21 protein-coding genes are annotated in these 17,784 nt (G+C 74.7%); 8 read left to right on the plus strand and 13 right to left on the minus strand.

Translation table 11 applies throughout. From position 1 onward, the window contains the following. Window positions 1-9 precede the first annotated feature (9 nt). From HNR12_RS15680 to HNR12_RS15690, 3 genes are read right to left on the minus strand one after another with little or no spacing between them, the layout of a single operon-like run. The gene (locus tag HNR12_RS15680) at window positions 10-795 is read right to left on the minus strand and encodes an NUDIX hydrolase (protein ID WP_179768182.1); all 786 of its coding nucleotides are present in this window, start codon (window positions 793-795) and stop codon (window positions 10-12) included. Between the two features lie 54 nt (window positions 796-849). Further along, window positions 850-1,311 (minus strand): RidA family protein, encoded by a 462-nt coding sequence (locus tag HNR12_RS15685; RefSeq protein ID WP_179768183.1) that lies wholly within the window; start codon window positions 1,309-1,311, stop codon window positions 850-852. Next, entirely contained in the window at window positions 1,311-1,484 is a 174-nt protein-coding gene (locus tag HNR12_RS15690) for a DUF4177 domain-containing protein (RefSeq protein WP_179770645.1), read from the minus strand. Before HNR12_RS15690 ends, HNR12_RS15685 begins: the two co-directional genes overlap by 1 nt. Before the next feature lie 131 nt (window positions 1,485-1,615). On the opposite strand from HNR12_RS15690, the gene HNR12_RS15695 reads away from it, so the two are divergent. Both HNR12_RS15695 and HNR12_RS15700 read left to right on the plus strand, forming a co-directional pair. Then, the gene (locus tag HNR12_RS15695; protein ID WP_308118460.1) at window positions 1,616-2,641 is read left to right on the plus strand and encodes an ArsA-related P-loop ATPase; all 1,026 of its coding nucleotides are present in this window, start codon (window positions 1,616-1,618) and stop codon (window positions 2,639-2,641) included. Further along, the gene (locus HNR12_RS15700; protein WP_179768184.1) at window positions 2,638-3,816 is read left to right on the plus strand and encodes an ArsA family ATPase; all 1,179 of its coding nucleotides are present in this window, start codon (window positions 2,638-2,640) and stop codon (window positions 3,814-3,816) included. Before HNR12_RS15695 ends, HNR12_RS15700 begins: the two co-directional genes overlap by 4 nt. Before the next feature lie 199 nt (window positions 3,817-4,015). Here the strand turns inward: HNR12_RS15700 and HNR12_RS15705 are convergent, their stop codons facing one another. Then, window positions 4,016-4,351 carry a WhiB family transcriptional regulator gene (locus HNR12_RS15705; RefSeq protein WP_246425095.1) on the minus strand — a complete coding sequence of 112 codons (336 nt, stop codon included), beginning with the start codon at window positions 4,349-4,351 and terminating at the stop codon, window positions 4,016-4,018. 461 nt (window positions 4,352-4,812) lie between these two features. On the opposite strand from HNR12_RS15705, the gene HNR12_RS15710 reads away from it, so the two are divergent. Next, on the plus strand, window positions 4,813-7,179 hold the full coding sequence (locus tag HNR12_RS15710; protein WP_179770647.1) for a penicillin-binding protein: 2,367 nt from the start codon (window positions 4,813-4,815) through the stop codon (window positions 7,177-7,179). Window positions 7,180-7,369: 190 nt separating this feature from the next. On the opposite strand, the gene HNR12_RS15715 is transcribed toward HNR12_RS15710, so the two are convergent. Both HNR12_RS15715 and HNR12_RS15720 read right to left on the minus strand, forming a co-directional pair. After that, window positions 7,370-7,825: a GatB/YqeY domain-containing protein gene (locus HNR12_RS15715; RefSeq protein WP_179768185.1), complete on the minus strand. Its 456-nt coding sequence runs from the start codon at window positions 7,823-7,825 to the stop codon at window positions 7,370-7,372. Between the two features lie 75 nt (window positions 7,826-7,900). Then, window positions 7,901-8,872 (minus strand): SDR family NAD(P)-dependent oxidoreductase, encoded by a 972-nt coding sequence (locus HNR12_RS15720; protein ID WP_179768186.1) that lies wholly within the window; start codon window positions 8,870-8,872, stop codon window positions 7,901-7,903. Between the two features lie 107 nt (window positions 8,873-8,979). On the opposite strand from HNR12_RS15720, the gene HNR12_RS15725 reads away from it, so the two are divergent. Next, complete coding sequence (locus HNR12_RS15725; RefSeq protein WP_179768187.1) at window positions 8,980-9,684, plus strand: TetR/AcrR family transcriptional regulator; 705 nt, start codon at window positions 8,980-8,982, stop codon at window positions 9,682-9,684. Window positions 9,685-9,805: 121 nt separating this feature from the next. Continuing rightward, window positions 9,806-10,723 (plus strand): metallophosphoesterase, encoded by a 918-nt coding sequence (locus tag HNR12_RS15730; protein WP_179768188.1) that lies wholly within the window; start codon window positions 9,806-9,808, stop codon window positions 10,721-10,723. A 22-nt stretch (window positions 10,724-10,745) separates the two neighbouring features. Here the strand turns inward: HNR12_RS15730 and HNR12_RS15735 are convergent, their stop codons facing one another. From HNR12_RS15735 to HNR12_RS15745, 3 genes are read right to left on the minus strand one after another with little or no spacing between them, the layout of a single operon-like run. Continuing rightward, window positions 10,746-11,555 carry a DUF6082 family protein gene (locus tag HNR12_RS15735; RefSeq protein WP_338119768.1) on the minus strand — a complete coding sequence of 270 codons (810 nt, stop codon included), beginning with the start codon at window positions 11,553-11,555 and terminating at the stop codon, window positions 10,746-10,748. A gap of 10 nt (window positions 11,556-11,565) precedes the next feature. Beyond that, complete coding sequence (locus HNR12_RS15740) at window positions 11,566-12,177, minus strand: DUF6879 family protein (RefSeq protein WP_179768189.1); 612 nt, start codon at window positions 12,175-12,177, stop codon at window positions 11,566-11,568. Next, on the minus strand, window positions 12,170-12,439 hold the full coding sequence (locus HNR12_RS15745; protein ID WP_179768190.1) for a hypothetical protein: 270 nt from the start codon (window positions 12,437-12,439) through the stop codon (window positions 12,170-12,172). The genes HNR12_RS15740 and HNR12_RS15745 overlap by 8 nt, the downstream gene beginning before the upstream one ends. 292 nt (window positions 12,440-12,731) lie before the next feature. On the opposite strand from HNR12_RS15745, the gene HNR12_RS29540 reads away from it, so the two are divergent. Next, the gene (locus HNR12_RS29540; protein ID WP_179768191.1) at window positions 12,732-13,415 is read left to right on the plus strand and encodes a helix-turn-helix domain-containing protein; all 684 of its coding nucleotides are present in this window, start codon (window positions 12,732-12,734) and stop codon (window positions 13,413-13,415) included. On the opposite strand, the gene HNR12_RS15755 is transcribed toward HNR12_RS29540, so the two are convergent. After that, window positions 13,408-13,809, minus strand: coding sequence for a VOC family protein (locus HNR12_RS15755; RefSeq protein WP_179768192.1), 402 nt, complete (start codon window positions 13,807-13,809; stop codon window positions 13,408-13,410). The two genes, HNR12_RS29540 and HNR12_RS15755, sit on opposite strands and share 8 nt — an antisense overlap. Window positions 13,810-13,998: 189 nt before the next feature. Here HNR12_RS15755 and HNR12_RS15760 point away from each other — a divergent pair, with 189 nt between their 5' ends. Continuing rightward, window positions 13,999-14,598: an AAA family ATPase gene (locus HNR12_RS15760; RefSeq protein WP_179768193.1), complete on the plus strand. Its 600-nt coding sequence runs from the start codon at window positions 13,999-14,001 to the stop codon at window positions 14,596-14,598. Window positions 14,599-14,623: 25 nt separating this feature from the next. Here HNR12_RS15760 and HNR12_RS15765 read toward each other — a convergent pair whose 3' ends face one another. The 3 genes from HNR12_RS15765 to HNR12_RS15775 form a co-directional block, all read right to left on the minus strand. Next, window positions 14,624-15,259, minus strand: coding sequence for a TetR/AcrR family transcriptional regulator (locus HNR12_RS15765; RefSeq protein WP_179768194.1), 636 nt, complete (start codon window positions 15,257-15,259; stop codon window positions 14,624-14,626). Window positions 15,260-15,303: 44 nt separating this feature from the next. Continuing rightward, window positions 15,304-16,149 (minus strand): class I SAM-dependent methyltransferase, encoded by an 846-nt coding sequence (locus HNR12_RS15770; protein WP_179768195.1) that lies wholly within the window; start codon window positions 16,147-16,149, stop codon window positions 15,304-15,306. Window positions 16,150-16,322: 173 nt separating this feature from the next. Then, complete coding sequence (locus tag HNR12_RS15775; RefSeq protein ID WP_179768196.1) at window positions 16,323-16,832, minus strand: DoxX family membrane protein; 510 nt, start codon at window positions 16,830-16,832, stop codon at window positions 16,323-16,325. A gap of 145 nt (window positions 16,833-16,977) precedes the next feature. Between HNR12_RS15775 and HNR12_RS15780 the strand changes: the two genes are divergently transcribed. Further along, window positions 16,978-17,775: an SDR family NAD(P)-dependent oxidoreductase gene (locus tag HNR12_RS15780; RefSeq protein WP_179768197.1), complete on the plus strand. Its 798-nt coding sequence runs from the start codon at window positions 16,978-16,980 to the stop codon at window positions 17,773-17,775. Window positions 17,776-17,784: the final 9 nt, after the last annotated feature.

Genomic DNA, 17,784 nt, shown 5'->3' on the forward strand with positions numbered 1-17,784 from the left:
GAGGGGGTGTCACGGCGTGTCGGGGGCCGCGCCGGGCACGACGACGCGGACGCGGCCGTCGACCTCGCGCAGCTCGGGCCGGACGGGGCTGAGGTCGCGCGGGGCCGCCATGACCGCGGCCAGCGACCCGCACTCGGCGAGCGAGGCGCAGGAGTAGGCGGTGGGCGGCAGCATGGCGAGGTCGCCGCGCCGCCAGGCGGCCACCGCCTCGGCGGGGTCGAGCCAGGCCACGCGGTCGGCCTCGCCGCCGACGTCGCGGGTGGACTGGCCGTCGGGCAGCGCGGCGGCGAAGAAGCGGGTGTCGTAGCGGCGGGGCTCGCCCTCGGGGGTGATCCAGCGCGACCACGCCCGCAGCAGGTCGGTGCGCAGCACCAGGCCCCGGCGGTCCAGGAACGCGCTGAACGCCAGGGAGCGGTCGACCAGCGCGGCGCGGTCGGCCTCCCAGTCGGGGCCGCGGGTGTCGGCGACCGGGCCGGACTCCGCGGGCCCGGCCAGCAGCACGCCGGACTCCTCGAAGGTCTCGCGGACCGCCGCGCAGACCAGCGCCCGGGCGAGGGGCTCGGCGGTGCCCAGGACCTCGGCCCACGCCGCGGGCGAGGGGCCGGCCCAGCGGACGCCGCGGTCGGTGTCGCGGTCGTCGACCCCGCCGCCGGGGAACACGTAGACCCCCGGGGCGAACGGCATGGAGCGCACCCGCCGCAGCAGGTACACCTCCAGGCCGGGGCGCTCGCGCAGCAGCATTACGGTGGCGGCCGGGCGGACCGGCACACCGCCGCCGGAGTCCGTGTTGGTCATGAGCGCCCTCCCCGGGGGTCTGGTGAACGAGCGCCGCCGCGGCCGGTGGCCGGGTCAGTCGGCCTCGACGATCATCTCCACTTCGACCGGGACGTCCAGCGGGAGCACGGCGACGCCGACGGCACTGCGTGCGTGTGTACCCGCCTCGCCGAAGATCTCGCCGAGCAGTTCGCTGGCGCCGTTGACCACCTGCGCCTGGCCGGTGAAGGAGGGGTCGCTGGCGACGAACCCCAGCAGCTTCACCACGCGCCGCACCCGCGACAGCTCGCCGAGTTCGGCCTTGAGGGCGGCCACGGCGTTGAGCGCGCAGACGGCGGCCAGCTCCTTGGCGCGTTCCGGGGTGACCTCGGCGCCGACCTTGCCGGTGCCGGCCGGGCTGCCCTGGACCATCGGGACCTGTCCGGAGACGTAGACGTGGTCGCCGGTGCGCACCGTGGGGCGGTAGGCCGCCACCGGCGCCACCACCTCGGGCAGGGTCAGGCCGAGTTCGGCGATGCGGTCCTCGGGGGTGGCCATCACGCCTTCTCCCGCTTCATGTAGGCGACCAGCTGCTGGTTGCGCGGATCACCGTCGACCGAGGGGCCGGGGATGACCGAGACCAGCTCCCAGCCGTCCTGCCCCCAGTTGTCGAGAATCTGCTTCGTCGCGTGCGACAGCAACGGCACGGTCGCGTACTCCCACTTCGTCATAGCGGTCACTTTACTGACCGCCGCCGTCACCACCGGCCCTCGCCCGGGCGTTGCGCCAACCCCGTCGTCCCGCCGGCGCGCAGGCGCGGCGGCCGATCACCGCCCGGCGGCCGTTACATACACTCCGAGGAGTGAGTGCACGCGATCGCGGCGGGGCCCCCGTGCGGCTCCACGTCGTCACCGGCAAGGGCGGTACCGGCAAGACCACGGCCGCCGCCGCCCTCGCCGTCGCGCTGGCCTCCGGCGGGCGGCGGGTGCTGCTGGTCGAGGTCGAGGGCCGCCAGGGGATCGCCCAGCTCTTCGGGATCCCCCCGCTGCCCTACGCCGAGCGGCCGGTGGCCGACGCGCCCGGCGGCGGCCGGGTGTACGCGCTGGCGGCCGACCCCGAGGCCGCGCTGCTGGAGTACCTGGAGATGTTCTACGGCATGCGCCGGGCCGGGCAGGTGCTGACCCGGTTCGGGGCCGTCGACTTCGCCACCACGATCGCGCCCGGCGTGCGTGACGTCCTGCTGACCGGCAAGGCCACCGAGGCGGTGCGCCGCCGCGAGGGCGCGGGGCGGCGCGGCGGCCGGGAGCCCGCCGACCGCCCCTACGCCTACGACTCCGTGGTGCTGGACGCCCCGCCCACCGGTCGTGTCGCCCAGTTCCTCAACGTCAACGCCGAGGTCGCCGGGCTGGCGCGCGTGGGCCCGATCCGCAACCACGCCGACAAGGTGATGGCGGTGATCCGCTCGCCCCAGACCGCGGTCCACTTCGTGACCGTGCTGGAGGAGATGCCCGCGCAGGAGACCGTCGACGGGATCGCCGAGGTCCGCGCCGCCGGGCTCGCCGTGGGCTCGATCCTGGTCAACATGGTCCGCCCGCCGCTGCTTGACCCCGCCGCGCTGGCCGGCGCCGCCGCCGGCGGCCTCGACCTCGACGCGCTGGCGCGGGGGCTGAAGGCGGTCGGCCTGGCCGACCCCGAGGACACCGCGCGCGGCCTGGCCGAGGAGGTGCGCGACCACGCCGTCCGGGTGGCGGTGGAGGAGCGCATCCGCGCCCGGCTCGACGCGGTCGACCTGCCCCGGCTGGAGCTGCCGCTGCTGCCCGACGGCGTGCGCGCGGGCGACGTGGGCGCGCTCGCGGCACGCCTGGCCGAGCAGGGGGTGGGCCGGTGAGCCCCGCCGATCCCGCGGGCGGCGCCGCGCCCCCCGCCGCCGCGCCGCCCTTCGACGTCGACGCGCTCCTGGCCGACCGCGCGACCCGCATCATCGTCTGCTGCGGCTCGGGCGGGGTGGGCAAGACCACCACCGCCGCCGCGCTGGGGGTGCGGGCCGCCGAGCACGGGCGCGGCGCCGTGGTGATCACGGTCGACCCCGCGCGCCGGCTGGCGCAGTCGATGGGCCTGACCGAGCTGGACAACACCCCGCGCCCGGTGCCGCTGCCGGCCGTGGACGGCGCCGCGCCGCCCGGCACGCTGCACGCGATGATGCTGGACATGAAGCGCACCTTCGACGAGATCGTCGAGGCGCACGCCGACCCCGAACGCGCGCGGCAGATCCTGGCCAACCCGTTCTACCAGTCGCTGTCCTCCAGCTTCTCCGGCACGCAGGAGTACATGGCCATGGAGAAGCTGGGCCAGCTGCGGCAGTCCGGCGACTGGGACCTGATCATCGTCGACACCCCGCCGAGCCGGTCGGCGCTGGACTTCCTGGACGCGCCCAAGCGCCTGGGGCGGTTCCTGGACAGCCGGCTGATCCGCATCCTGGGGGCGCCGCCCGCCACCGGCGCCTTCAAGCTGCTGGGCGCCGGGGTGGGCATGGTCACCGGGATCATCGCCAAGGTGGTGGGCGCCCAGGTGCTCTCCGACGTGCAGCGGTTCGTGGGGGCCTTCGACGCGGTGTTCGGCGGGTTCCAGGAGCGCGCGGAGCGCACCTACCGGCTGCTCCAGGCGCGCGGTACCGGGTTCGTCGTGGTGGCGGCGCCCGAGGGCGACGCGCTGCGCGAGGCGGCGTACTTCATCGAGCGGCTGCGCCGGGACCGCATGCCGCTGGCCGGGGTGGTGCTCAACCGCGTGCACCGCACGGGCGTGCCCGGACTGGCCGAGGACACCGCGCGGGCCGCCGCGGCGGAGCTGGCGGCCTCGGGCGAGCACCCGCTGGCCGGGGCCGCCCTGCGGCTGCACGCCGAGCGGATGCGGGTGGCCGCGCGTGAGCGGCACCTGATGGACCGGCTGGCGGCGGCCCACCCCCAGGTGCCCGCGGTGGAGGTTCCGGCCCGTCCCGAGGACGTGCACGACCTCGCCGGGTTGGCCGAAATCGGCCGCGCGCTGGCGGGCCGCCCGGCGGGGTAGCCGGGCGGGGCGGCCCGGTGTTGAGCGGCAGCGCCGGCGGCACGCGCGCCCGAGGTGTTTACCGGCGGCCCCGCGGGAAAGCGGGACCGCACCGCCGTGCGGCTGCGGCTGCCGCGCCGCACGGCGGGACCCACGGTTCCTCCGGTCCGGCGCGCCAGGCGCGCCCGGCGGTGCGAGGGTCCACCGCCGGTCCGGGCCGTCAGCGCGAGAGGAGGTCGCCGGTGCCGTCGCGCGGCGCGGAGAGCGCGGGCCGGGGCTCGCGCCGCTCGTACTCGCGGCGGGCATTGGACAGCAGCTCCGCCCACGAGGAGACGTCGGGGCGGCGGCGCAGCAGCGCGCGGCGCTCGCGCTCGGTCATTCCCCCCCACACGCCGAACTCGATCCGGTTGTCGAGGGCGTCGGCCAGGCACTCCGTGCGCACGGGGCAGCCCCGGCAGATGAGTTTCGCCCGGTTCTGCGCTGCGCCCTGGACGAAAAGCGCGTCAGGGTCGGTCTTTCGGCACAGGCCGCGCGCGGCCCACCCCGGCGTCCACATGAATCCCACTCCCCAATTCCCCATTGACCCGATGCGGCCGACGGGTCGGCGGGCGCGGTCGCCGACCCGGGCGCTGCGGAAGGTGCGGCTTTTCGGCGCGCCGCCCGCGAACCGCCGAGAGCGACCGCGCGGTTGCGGAGAGCGACGTCGCGCGGGTGCCGCATACCCTCGCGATCGCTGGGGACGAAGATACGGTCCGCAAGTCTCGATCAACAGCCCCATCCGGCCCATTTCCGATCTAGTCCGGGTGGGTCATTGCACCCGGCGGACCACCCTCGGTCCGCCGTTTCGGTCCGGCTGAAAGCCCTTGCCGGTCCCGACCGCTCCGCGGTGCATCCACAATGGAATGCGGCTTGGTGCCGCAGGTGTCCACGGCGTCCTCCCCTCCCCGAAAACACCCGGCGCTCGCGACACCACTCATCGCGGTTCACACGTAATCTGAGGGGGTGGGTCAGGGGACAATGCTGCAAAAAATCGGTCAACTCCTAGGCGTCGGAATCGTCGCCGGTGTGCTCGTGGCGGCGCTGGCGCTGCCGGCCATCGGCGGGCTCGGCATCACCGCCCGCAACGTCGCCACCGGCTTCTTGAACATGCCCAGCGAACTGGAGACCCCGCCTCCCCCGCAGCGGTCGGTCATCCTCGACCGCGATGGCGAGGTCATCGCCGAGATCTACGACCAGAACCGGGAGCTGGTCGAACTCGACGACATGGCCCCGGTCATGCGCGAGGCCATCATCGCCATGGAGGACTCCCACTTCTACGAGCACGGCGGCATCGACATCGGCGGCACGTTCCGCGCCGCGCTGCGCACCCTCAGCGGCGACGTCGAGGGCGGTTCGTCGCTCACCCAGCAGTACGTCAAGAACGTGCTGGTGGAGAGCGCCGACACCCAGGCCGAGCAGGAGGAGGCGCGCGAGACCACCCTCGGCCGCAAGATCCGCGAACTCCGCTACGCCGTCGCCCTCGAACAGCGCATGACCAAGGACGAGATCCTGGAGGGCTACCTCAACATCGCGTACTTCGGCGACGGCGCCTACGGCGCGGAGTCCGCCGCCAAGCACTTCTTCGGGGTCAGCGCCGACGAACTCAACCTCGCCCAGGCCGCCACCCTGGCCGGGACGGTCCGCTACCCCTACCTGTACAACCCGCGCCTCAACCCCGAGGACGCGACCGACCGCCGCAACGTGGTGCTCGACCGCATGGTCGAGACCGGCTACATCACCCAGGCCGAGGCCGACGAGGCCAAGGCCACCGAACTCGACCTCGACGTCAGCACCCCCAGCAACGGCTGCATGCCCAGCAAGATGCCGTTCTTCTGCGACTACGTCGTGCAGGAGATCGAGCAGAACGAGCGCTACGGCGAGAACGAGACCGAGCGCGCCCGCTGGCTGCGCACGGCCGGTCTGCGCATCCACACCACGGTCGACTCCGACATGCAGGAGGCCGCGCAGGACGCGGTCGACAAGTGGGTGCCGCGCCGCAACGAGTCCCGCAAGGTGGCCGCCGAGGTCCTGGTCGAGCCCGGCACGGGCGAGATCCGCGCCATGGCGCAGAGCCGCAACTACGGCCCCGACGAGTCCAACCTCGGCGAGACCTCGATCAACTTCGCCACCGACATGAACCACGGCGGCAGCACCGGCTTCCAGGCGGGCTCGACCTTCAAGCCGATCACGCTGGCCGCCGCGCTGGACCAGGGCATGGGCTTCGGCACGTCCTACAGCTCGGGCAACACCACGACCATCACCGGCCAGCGCAACTGCAACGGCGGGACCCTGGCCGACTGGACGCTGAGCAACTCCGGCGACACCAAGGGCGGCAGCAGCCACAACATGATCAGCGGCACGAAGGGGTCGGTGAACACCTACTTCGCGCACCTGCAGGCCGACGTCGGGCTGTGCAACGTCATCAAGATGGCCGAGCGGCTGGGCATCCACCGGGCCGACGGCACGTCGTTCGACAACGACCGCACCCAGGCCAACAACTCCTTCACCCTGGGCAGCGAGGAGGTCTCCCCCCTGACCATGGCCAACGCCTACGCGGTGTTCGCCTCGGGCGGCAAGCTGTGCGAGCCGCAGGCCATCACCTCCATCGAGGACCGCCAGTCCGGCGAGACCATCGAGATCAAGCCGGAGTGCGAGCAGGTCATCGACAAGGACGTCGCGGCGGGCGTGAGCTACCTGCTGCAGCAGACGTTCAACGGCGGCACCACCTCCGGTCTGGAGATCGGCCGCCCGGCCGCCGCCAAGACCGGCACCACCGACGGCTCGGCGAGCGCCTGGTTCGCGGGCTACACCCCCAACCTGGCGGGCACCGTGTTCGTCGGCGACCCGCGCGGGCCGCAGAACTACCCGCTGCGCAACGTCACCATCGGCGACCGCTACTACAGCGAGGTGTTCGGGGCCACCATCCCCGGCCCGATCTGGCAGGAGACCATGGCCCGGGCCACCGAGGAGCTGCCGGCCGAGAGCTTCCCGTCGGCGCCGCCGCAGTTCGGCGGCACGTCGCAGGCGCCGCCGCGGCCCAACGCCGACGAGGCGGCCAACATCGAGGGCGGCGTGCCCGACGTGGTGGGGCTCTCGGAGGCCGATGCGGTCGCGGCCCTGGAGGACGCCGGGTTCGAGCCCAACGTGTCCTCCGCCCGGGTGCCCTCCGGCGAGGCCGAGGGCACCGTCGCGGCGGTCAACCCCGACCCCGGGTCGGAGCTGCCGCGGGGCGCCACCGTCAACGTGTTCCTCAGCGCCGGCGGCGGCTCCGAGGAGCGCAGCGGCGACCTTCCCGGCGGGGGGCTGTTCGCCCCGGGCCGGCTGGAGGACGTCGACGGCGACTGAGGGGTCCTGAGCCCCCGGCAACCGCGTGAGGAAGGGGCGGGCGACCTGGCCGCCCGCCCCTTCGGCGTGTGCGCCGCCGCGTCCGCGCGGTGTGCGGGGAGCGGCCGCGGTCGGAAGGGGTCCGGGTGCGCGGCGCCCCGGCGGCCCCGGCGGCGCCGGCGGCCCCGGCGGACCCGCGCGCCCGGCGGCCTCAGCCGGTGAGCTGGCGCTTGACCTCGGCCGAGATCCGCTTGCCGTCGGCGCGGCCGGCCGCGCGCGGGGTGACGGTCTTCATGACCTGGCCCATGGCCTTGGGGCCCTCGGCGCCGGTCTCGGCGATGGCGGCGGCGACCAGGTCGCGCAGCTCGTCGTCGCTCAGCGGCTCGGGCAGGTACTCGGCCAGCACCTCGCCCTCGGCCCGCTCGGCGGCGGCCTGGTCGGCGCGCCCGCCCGCCTCGAACGCCTCGGCGGCCTCGCGGCGCTTCTTGGCCTCGCGGGTGATGAGCCGGACGACCTCTTCGTCGGTGAGCTCCCGCACCGCCTCGCCGGCGACCTCTTCGGTGGAGATCGCGGTGAGCACCATGCGCAGGGTCCGCGTCCGCACGTCGTCGCGCGCCTTCATGGCGGCGGTGAGGTCGGCTTTCAGGCGGTCTTTGTATTCGGCCATGGGCACAGATCTTAGGCTCGCGGCGTGCCGGGCGGCGAGTCGATTACCCCGGACACGCCGCGGCGCCCCGCGGGCTCAGCCCGCCGTTCCGTCGAGCCGGGCGCGGAAGGCGGCCCGGGCGGCGTCGGAGTCGTCCAGCGTGCCCAGGGCCCGCATGAGGTCGGCCTCGGGGTCGGGCAAGTCCAGGCGCGCCAGTGCCACGCCGAGGTCCTCGGGGGTCCAGGGCTCCTCGCGGGCGACCTCGTCCTGGACACGCCAGGTGGCGGCAACGCCGATGGAGCGGTCGCGCACCCGCAGCACCTGGCCGGTCAGCGGGCAGTCGGCGGCGGCCAGCCAGACCAGCAGCGGGGAGCTGGCGGCGGGGTCGTAGGGGTCGCGGCCGCCGGCGCCGCGCGGGCGGTCCATGCCGGGCACGCCCTGGGTGAGGCGGGTGCGGTGCGCCGAGGGGGCGTAGCAGTTGACCCGCACGCCGTGGCGGCGCAGTTCGAGCGCCGCCACCGAGGTCAGCGCGGCGATCCCGGCCTTGGCGGCGGCGTAGTTGGCCTGGGTGGGCAGCGGGGTGAACAGCCCGGAGCCCGAGGAGGTGTTGATGACGCTGCGGTCCTGTGCGGCCCCGGCGGCGGCGCGGTCGCGCCAGTAGCGGCCGGCGGCGCGCGTGACGTGGAAGGTGCCGGCCAGGTGCACGTCCAGCACGGCGGAGAAGTCGTCGTCGGACATCTCCAGCAGCGGTGCGTTGCGCAGGATGGCGGCGTTGTTGACGACGACGTGCAGGTCGCCGAAGGCGGAGACGGCGGTGTCGACGATCCGGCGCGCGCCGTCGGGGTCGGCCACGCTGTCGGTGCTGGCGACCGCACGGCCGCCTTGCGCGGTGATCTCGGCGGCGACCGACGCGGCCACGCCGGTGTCGCGGCCCGTGCCGTCGGGCTCGGTGCCGGTGTCGTTGACGACGACCGCGGCGCCCGCGCGGGCGAACGCCAGCGCGTGCTCGCGGCCGATGCCGCGCCCGGCCCCGGTGATGAGGGCGATCCGCCCGTCCAGCAGTCCCATGGTGATCCGGCCTTCCTGTGGTGTCCGTCCGTGCGCCCCCAGAAAACCGCAATCACTGCAAAAATGCAATCGCTGCATTTACTTGGTGGAGCGTGTAGTCTCACCCCATGACCACGCGGGACACCGACGCGGCGGCCGGTACGCGGCCCGGCGAGCGGGACGGCGCGGCGGGCGCTGCGGCCGAGGGCGGAGGCTGGCGGCGGCGCAAGAAGGAGCTGACCCGCCGGGCGCTGATCGAGGCGGGGCTGCGCCTCTTCCGCGAGCGCGGCTACCAGGAGACGACCATCGCGCAGGTGTGCGCCGAGGCCGGGATCGCGCCGCGGACGTTCTTCAGCTACTTCTCCGGCAAGGAGGAGCTGGTCTTCGCCGACACCGCCGAGCGGCTGGACCTCGCGCTGCGCGTCATCGAGGGGCGCGGGCCCCACGACACCGTGGCCGACGTCTGCCGGCGCATCGCCGAGGAGACGTTCGCGCTGGCGCCCGGCGGGTTCGACCTGCTGGGCCTCACCGGCGACCGGATGGAGCTGGTGCTGTCCACCCCGGCGCTGCAGGCCGCCGCGATGCGGGCGGTGGGGCAGGCCGAGGCGCGGATGGCGCGGGCCCTGGCCCGCGCCTTCCCCGGCGAACTGGACGCGGTGTCGGCGGGCGCGGCCGTGGGCGCCCTGGTGGGGGCGGTGATGGGCGCGGCCCGCATGGAGTTCGCCGCCGGCCGCACCGACGCGCGGGCCGGGCGCGCCGCCATGCGCCGCGCGGTGGACATCGCGGTGCGCGGCCTGGAGCGCGCGGAGCCCGCCGCCGGGCACGGCGGCTGACCCCGGGCCCCGCAGGGGGCGCGCGGGCCGGCGTGAGCGATCACCGCCCGGCGAAAGGGTCCGGACCGTCACATCCGGTGCGGATGTCTGACACCATCGGAAGTCGGGAGGTGCGGAGACGGTGACGACATTGCGGAAGGCGCTGCGGACGGCCGGCACGGCCGCCGCCATCACGGGCGCGGTGGGCCTGGCGGGGATCGGCTACGCGGCGGTGATCGAGCGGAACTGGTTCCGCCTGCGCCGCTACGAGATCCCGCTGCTGGACCCCGGCAGCCCGCGCCTGCGCGTCCTGCACATCTCCGACGCCCACCTCACCCCGGGCCGCCGCATGCTGCTGGACTGGCTGCGCGGGCTCGCCGACCACGAACCCGACTTCGTGGTGAACACCGGCGACTCCCTGGCCCACCCCGACGCGGTCGAGCCGTTCATCTCGGCGCTGGGCCCGCTGCTGGAGCGCCCGGGCGCGTTCGTCTACGGCTCCAACGACATGTACTCGCCGCAGTTCAAGAACCCCGCGCGGTACCTGTGGCGCAGCAGCCGCGCCGACTACTCCAAGCGGACCGTGCCCGACCTGCCGTGGCGCGAACTGGGCACGGCCATGACCGACGCCGGCTGGCTGGACCTGAACAACCGCAAGGGCGTGATCAAGGCCGGCGACCGCCGGGTCGCGGCCGCGGGCGTGCACGACTCCCACATCGGCCTGGACCGCTACGACAAGGTCGCGGGCACCGCCGACGCCGACGCCGACCTTCGCCTGGGCGTGCTGCACTCCCCCGAGCCGGCCAACCTCAACCGCTTCGCCGCCGACGGCTACCAGCTCCTCCTGGCCGGCCACACCCACGGCGGCCAGCTCTGCCTGCCGTTCTACGGCACGCTGGTGACCAACTGCGGCATCGACCGCCGCCGCGCCTGGGGCCTGCACCGCTACGCCGGCACCTGGCTCCACGTCTCCGGCGGCCTGGGCACCTCGCCCACGGCCCCCGTCCGCTTCGCCTGCCGCCCCGAGGCCAGCATCATCGACCTCGTCGCCCAGGACTGAGCCCGAAGTCCTCCCCCGCGGATCACCCGCGCCACGCCCGCTCCCACCAGCGCCGCGGCTCCCGCCGCGCCTTCAGCACCCGGACCACCGCGACCCCGCCCCCGACGGCCGCGGCTCCCGCCGCGAAGGCCGCGAGGAGCCGTCCGCCCCCGACGCGGGAGCGACCGTCGCACACGGGACCGGCGGGCGCGCCCGGCTTGGCGGCAGGGCCCCGCCGCGCGGCGTCCTCGCGGCCGTCCCGCCGAGGGGCCGCCGACGCGGTGGCGGCCGCTGAGCGATAGGCGCTGTCAAGGATCTCGTTGAAGCGCCGCTCGGCTCGGCCCGCCGGGTTGGCGAGCCGCCGCTCCCGCGCGGCGCCCCAGTAGGCGCGGCCCACCGGTCCGCTGAACATCTCCTTGGCGATGGCGTGCAGCCGCGCCTCGGGCAGCGCTCCGGAGCGGAACGCGGTACCCCACTGGGTGACGATCATGTTGGTGTAGAGCTGCTGCTTGCGGGCCCGCGGATCGTCGCCCTCGGGGATGGGCCCCCAGCACTCGTCGAGGTCGGGATCCTCCATGGCCATGCGCAGGAGTTCGGCCATGGCCTGACGCCGGTTCTCGTCCACGGCCCGCCTGCTCTCCCGTGCCTGGAACACCAGCGACACCGCGACGCCGACCAGCGCCAGTCCCGCGACGAGCGCGGAGACCGCGCCGTAGGTCTGCCCGATGAAGCTCAGCCGCTCCCACTCGCCGTCCTGCCCGCCGAACACCCGCAGCCCCAGGGGCGAGACGCCGATCAGGGCGACGGCCAGGATCGCCAGCAGGAGCACGATCGTGGTGGGGAGCGGCCGCACCGCGCCTCGGTCAGTCGCCGACGGGCGCCGCCGTCCCGACCTCCCGGTGGAAGAAGTCGAGGAACGGCTGCGAGCGCGCGTAGAGCCCTGAGATGAAGTCCGCGGCCCAGTTCGCGAGCACGGGGTCGTCGATGCGCTTGGCGCCGGCGGGGGCCCAGCGGTCGTCGTAGTGGACGTGGTAGATGACCTGGCGCCCGTAGACCATGAGCTCGGGAAGGGGTGACCGGCGTTCGTGGTGGCGTACCGCTTCGGCTTCGAGAACACCGATCTCGTACCCGCTTTCGACGAAGACCCGATGGCTCTGCATCTCCCATCGTAGGTACGGCGACAGCGGGCGCTCGACTATGCGCAGGCGACGCAGGCGAAGTCCCTGGCGCTCATAGGTCTTCACCTGCTGTTCGAGGTCGGAGCGCTCACCCTCGAAAATGTCGATGACGCGGTTCCAGTCGCCGCGCAGGAACGCCTCCCACGCCGGATCGCCGGACTCCTCGAAGTGCTGCGCGCGTTCCAGCTTCCACACGTCGCCCGTGATCCGGGGGTCCTCGCGGAGTTCGGCGGCGTCGGCGTGGTAGGCCCGGCGGTCGAAGACGCGGCCCTCGGCGGACCTGATCGCGTCAAGCATCGGCGATGTCCGGCTTCGCGGAGCGCAGCATGACCCCGGGGATGACGACGAGCCGTTCGTCGGCGCCGATGCGGACCCCCGAGGGGAGACGGTCGGCGAACCGGGCGGTGGCGTCGCGGCCCACGACCGCGATGTCGCCGTTGTCCAACTCCCAGATCTCCGGGCAGTCGTCGTCGACACGGCTCTTGTCCAGTTCGGCGGCGGTCTTACCGAGGCGGCGTTTGAAACCGGCGGTGGGATCGACGTCCCAAAGGCGCTCCATGCGAACTCCTCAGTCCGTGGACGGGTTAGGAGATGTTCCCGCTCCCGCCGAAGCAACGCAGCGTAGCCGGAATGTGGCAGGAAGCGGCCACCCCGGTTGACAACGACGGTACTACCCTACGCCGCCCGTTGATCGGAAACCCCGTTTCCACAGGGGTTTGCGACTTCGGAGAAACAGCACCAGAACACCACATAGCACTCGGCGCCGGCGCCGACACCCCGGAGCCGCTGTCACTCTCCGTATCGACCGCGCGGGCGAGAACCCGGTTCCGGGGCGGTGGCAGACTGAAGGGGTGTACCGGGAACGCGCGTCTTCGGTGGTGGGGGCCGTGGTGTGGCGGGGGACGGCCTCCGCCGGTGGGGCGGCGGTGCAGCGGGTGGTGCCCGACGGCTGCATGGACCTGCTCTGGTGCGCGGGGCGGCTCGTGGTGGCCGGGCCCGACACGGCGGCGCACTTCGCGGAGTGGGCGGTGGAGGGTGCCAACGTGGGCCTGCGGCTGCCGCCCGGGATGGGGCCCGCCGTGCTGGGGGTGCCCGCGCGGGAGTTCCGGGACCGGCGCGTGGCGCTGGAGGACGTCTGGCCGGCGGGCGAGGTGCGGCGCATCGCCGAGAAGGCCGCGGAGTCCCGTCCGGGTGCGGTGCTTGAGGCCGTGGCCGCCGAGCGGCTGCGGGAGTCGGGCGGCGTCGACCCCGTGATGGCGGCGGTCGCCGACCGGCTGGCCGAGGGCGCGACCGTGGCCGCCGTCGCCGCCGACACCGGACTGGACGCGCGGCGGCTGCACCGCAGGAGCGTGGCGGCTTTCGGGTACGGCCCCAAGACCCTGGCGCGGATCCTGCGGTTCACCCGCGCCCTGGACGCCGCGCGCGCCGGCACGCCCTATGCCGAGGTCGCCGCCACCACCGGGTACGCCGACCAGGCCCACCTCGCGCGCGAGGTGCGGGCCCTGGCCGGCGCGACGTTGAGTACGCTTACGTAGCGGCGCCGGGCAGCGGCGCGAACAGGTCGACGTGGTTGCCGTCGGGGTCGACCACCACCGCGTAGCGCTGCCCCCAGAACGCGTCCCACGGCTCCTTGTCACCGGTGTGGCCCGCGCCGACGAGGTCGGCGTAGACCCGGTCCACGTCGGCGGCGTCCGCGCAGGCGAACGCCATGCCGACCCCGCCGCCGGCCGACGGCCGGTAGTCCGGGTCGATGGACCGGGCGACCTCCACGGTGTCCCACAGGATGCGGACCCCGCCCCCCACCTCGTACTCCACGTGCGGCTCGCCGTCGGCCTCCGCGGGGATGTCCAGCCCGAGGCGCCGGTAGAACGCGAGCGACTTCCCCATGTCCGCGGCCACAATCCCGACCGCGCTGAATCGTGCTGTCATACGCCCCACGCTAGGCGCCCTGCCCACCGGCGGTCTTGAAGCTTTCGGACACCTTTCCCCGGTCTTTTCCTCCCCTGTCCGCGCCGGCGCCCTCCGCCGCGCCCGGCTGCCCGTCGGCTCCCCGCTCCCGCCCCCGCGATCCCCCTGTCCCGTCCCCGTCCTCGCCCAACCCGTGAAGGAGACACCGCCATGGCCGCCGACACCCCCGGACTCCCGGTCGCCCCCGCCGACCACCGCCGCACCGACCGGTTCTTCGTCGTCACCGGAGGCCCCGGGGCGGGCAAGAGCACCCTGCTGGCCCACCTGCGCCCCCTGGGCCTGGCCTGCGCGCCCGAGGCGGGCCGCGCCGTCATCCGCGACCAGCGGGCCGTGGGCGGGCGCGGGCTGCCCTGGGTCGACCCCGCCCTGTTCGCCGAGCTGATGCTGTCGTGGGACCTGCGCTCCCACCGCGAGGCCGCCGCGCACGAGGGCGCGGTGGTGTTCGACCGGGGTGTGGTCGACGTCCTGGGCTACCTGCGGCTGTCCGGCCTGGCCGTGCCCGACCACGTGCGGACCGCCGCCCGCGCCGTCCGCTACCACCCGCGGGTGTTCGTCGCCCCGCCCTGGCCGGAGATCTACCGCACCGACGGCGAGCGCCGGCAGTCCCGCGCCGAGGCCGAGCGCACCCACGAGGCCATGGTCGCCGCCTACACCGAGTACGGCTACGAACCGGTGGAGCTGCCGCGCGTTCCCCCGGCCGAACGCGCCGCCTTCGTGGCCGACGCCGTCGCCGCCTGGGGGCGGGGGTGACCCCGGGGGCGCCGCCCGAGCTTCTTCAGCGCGGGCGCAGGCCGTCCAGCACGGCGGCGACGAGGTCGTCCACCACCTCGGGCGCGACCTCGGGCGGCGGCGCGTCGGGCATCGGCGCCGGCGGCGGGAAGACGAGTTCGTGGCAGGCGCCGACCAGCATCACGGCCACGGCGTCGGGCCGGGCCTCCGCCGCCACCCGCCCCAACCGCAGCTCGGCCCGCAGGTAGTCGGCGATCCCGGCGCGCAGCCCGCGCCCGTCGGCGAGCGGGTTGGGCAGCGCGGCGAAGCGCTCCAGCACCTTGGGCCGGGCTGCCAGGCCCGCGAAGGCGGGGAGGATCTCGCGGTGCAGTTCGATCCCGTGCAGCAGGATCGCGCGCAGGTTCTCGGCGACGGTGGCGGTGCCGGCCACGGGCAGCGGGCCCCGCGCGCGCTCGGCGGCGCGCACGTGGGCGTGCAGCCCCAGGGCCAGCAGCTCCTCCTTGTCGGCGAAGTGGTTGTAGAGCACCCCGGCGGCCACCTGGGCCTCGCGCGCGATGTCGCGGACGGTCAGCCCGGCGGCGCCGCGCTCGGCGACCAGGCGTTCGGCGGCGGCGACGAGGTGGTCGCGCAGCGACAGCTCGCCGCCGCCGTCGCGCAGGACGGCCGCTCTTCTGGGTGACATCACCGGTCATCGTATGCGGCGCCCGGCGGTCGTAACCGCCCGACTCAGCCCTCGGGCAGGCGCGCGGTGGCGAGCCAGGCGGAGCCGGTCAGGCGCACGGCGCCGCCGGCCTCGAAGCCGCGCAGCGCCTCGGTGATCGCGGCGCGCGCCTTGGCCGCCGCGGCGGCGTCGACCTGGTCGAGGAGGTGGCGCACCGGCCCCCACCCCGAAAGGAAGGCCCCGGCGTCGTCGGCGTCGGCGCCCCACACCTGCGGCGCGCGGACCTCGCGGACGCCGATCCCGGTGAACCCGGCGGCGGCGAGGACCTCGCGGACGCGGTCGGGGTCGGCCATGGACACCGCGCCGCGCACGCCGTCGTCGCCGGTCTCCACCGGCAGGTGCGGCGCCGCCGCCGCGAACACGGTGCCGAGGTCGTTGTGCTCCATGCCGCGCAGGAACAGCAGCGCGAGCCGGCCGCCGGGGCGCAGCGCGCGGGAGATGTTGGCGAAGGCGGCCACCGGGTCGGCGAAGAACATCACCCCGAACCGGCTGAGGGCGGCGTCGAAGCCGCCGGGCGCGAACGGGTGCACCTGGGCGTCGCCCTGCTCGAACGCGACGTTGGCGACCCCCTCCTCGGCCGCGGTGGCCCGCGCGCGGGCCAGCATCGGGCCGGACAGGTCGACGCCGAGGGCGCTCCCGCCGGCCGCCCGGCGCGCGGCCAGCCGGGTGAGCTGGCCGTTGCCGCAGCCGATGTCCAGGACGCGATCGCCCGCGCCGATGGCGGCGGCCGCCAGCAGGGGCTCGTTGAACCCGCTGTTGACGGCGTCGTAGCGGGCCTGGTGCTCGGCCCAGTGGGTGCCCTCGTAGCCGTTCCAGGCGCGGGCCTGCTCGGTGTTGACGACTGTGCTCATGGGTGGCCTTCCGCCGTTGGGGGATGTGGACGTGTCATGAACGGATGTTCATGAACCATCGTTCATGAACGTACGTTCATAATGACCGCGCGGTGGCCCGGCGTCAACCGCTCCGGACAGCCGAACGGGCGGCCGCCGCCGGGAGCGGGCCGCCCGTGGAGCACAGTCGGGGCCTAGCTCGGCCGGGGGTCGAGCCGGGTGGACGCCTTGCGCACCGTGCGGCCCGCCCGCCTGCGCGCGCGGGCGGTGGAGCGGCGGGCGTGGCGCACCGCGTGCTGGGCGTCGTAGACGACCTTGGGCGGACGGCGCCGGGGCTCGGTGGCCAGCAGCACCAGGGCGCCGAGCAGGCCGAGGTCCTTGATCGCGCCCTCGCGCGCCGAAGGGGCGGTGTGCCCCTGGGCGGCCGCGACGATCGAGGGCACGGCCTGGGCGGCCATGACGACGCAGGCGAGCCGGGTGCCCTTGCCGAACAGCAGCAGGGTGCCGGCGCCGATCCCGGCGGCGGCCTGCGCCCGCACCACCAGAACGGGGTTGTCGGGCACCCACGGGTACCTCTTGGAGAGCCGGCTCACCATGGGCGCGAGCGCTTCGGCCCGCGGCTCCGGGTCTCGCAGGGTCTCCACCGAGTCCACGATGAACGGGGCGGCGAGCAGCCGCTGAAGCTGTATGCGTAGCACTCCCATGCCCAGCCGTATACCCGGGTCGTCCCCAAAGATCCGGCGCGGCCGCGACTTTTGCCCGCCCGGCGGGCGGGGCGCGCGCCGGCCTGCGAATTCGACGGCGGCTTCCCGCCAGACGCCGCAGCGCGCGGACGCCAGGATTCTCGGTATGGATCTCAACCTCAAGGACAAGGTCGCGGTCGTCACCGGCGCGAGCAAGGGCATCGGGCTGGCCGTGGCCCAGGGGCTGGCCGAGGAGGGCGCGCGGGTCGTCACCGCCAGCCGCACGGTCACCCCCGAACTGGCCGAACTGCGCGACACCTACGGCGCCACGGTCGTCACCGCGGACCTCTCCGTCCCCCAGGGCGCCGCCGACCTGGTGCGCGCCGCCACCGACGCGCACGGCGGGATCGACATCCTCGTCAACAACGCGGCCGCCAGCCGGCCGGCCCCGGACTTCGTCGGCGCCGACGACGCCGCCTGGCGGCGCGTCTTCGACCTCAACCTTTTCGGCGTGGTGCGCGTGACCCGGGCGGCCATCCCCGTGATGACCGCGCGCGGCGGCGGCGCGATCGTCAACGTCAGCTCGATCAACGCCCGCATGCCGGCCCCGAGCATCGTGCACTACTCCGCCTCCAAGGCGGCCCTGACCAATGTCGGCCGGGCGCTGGCCGAGGAGCTGGGCGCGAGCGGAATCCGGGTCAACACGGTGTCGCCGGGACCCGTGCGCACGCCGATGTGGACGGCAAAGGAGGACGGGTTCGCCAACGTCTTCGCCGCGCAGGCGGGGATCACCGTGGAGGAGGTCATGGACCGGCTGCTGCCGGAGACCTTCGCCGCGACAACGGGGCGGATCAGCGAGCCGCGCGAGGTGGCCGACGTGGTGATCTTCCTCGCCTCGCCGCGCGCCGGCAACATCACCGGCTCCGACTACGTGATCGACGGCGGCGTGCTCAAGACCGCGTAAGCCCCGGCC

Source organism: Streptomonospora nanhaiensis, assembly GCF_013410565.1.
Taxonomy (GTDB): Bacteria; Actinomycetota; Actinomycetes; order Streptosporangiales; family Streptosporangiaceae; genus Streptomonospora; species Streptomonospora nanhaiensis.